At 68.3% G+C, this 521-nt stretch carries 1 pseudogene; it reads right to left on the bottom strand.

Annotated features, from left to right (window positions below):
• Positions 1–86: 86 nt before the first annotated feature.
• Positions 87–521: pseudogene (locus DYI24_RS27685) on the bottom strand (hypothetical protein); the annotation flags it as partial.

Genomic DNA, 521 nt, shown 5'->3' with positions numbered 1-521 from the left:
GCCCTCACCCCGGCCCTCTCCCGCGAGCGGGAGAGGGAGTGCGCCGTGCTCGGGGCGCATGCAATGCGCCTACGCACAGACGCTAACTACCTCCGCCCGAACAGCTTCTCGATATCCGCCAGCGTCAGTTCGACATAGGTCGGGCGGCCGTGGTTGCATTGGCCGGAGTTCGGCGTCGCTTCCATCTCACGCAGCAGTGCGTTCATCTCTTCAGGCTTGAGCACGCGCCCGGCGCGGACCGAGCCGTGGCAGGCCATGGTGGCGGCGACGTGCATCAGCCGGCGCTCCAGCGGCAGCGCTTCGTCCCATTCAGCCATGTGTTCGGCGAGATCGCGCAGCAGGCCTGAGGCATCGGTTTTGCCGAGCAGCGACGGCGTTTCGCGCACCGCGACGGCGCCGGGGCCGAAGCTCTCGATGACGAGGCCGAACTTCGCCAGCTCTTCGGCCCGCGCGACCAGGCGCTCGACGCCAACGGCGTGCAGCGCCAGATCCTGCTGATCCCCGACATCGTCGAGATGGAC

Source organism: Rhodopseudomonas sp. BR0C11, from assembly GCF_010820945.1.
Classification (GTDB): domain Bacteria; phylum Pseudomonadota; class Alphaproteobacteria; order Rhizobiales; family Xanthobacteraceae; genus Rhodopseudomonas; species Rhodopseudomonas palustris_H.
This window is presented reverse-complemented; position numbering and strand designations above follow the sequence as displayed.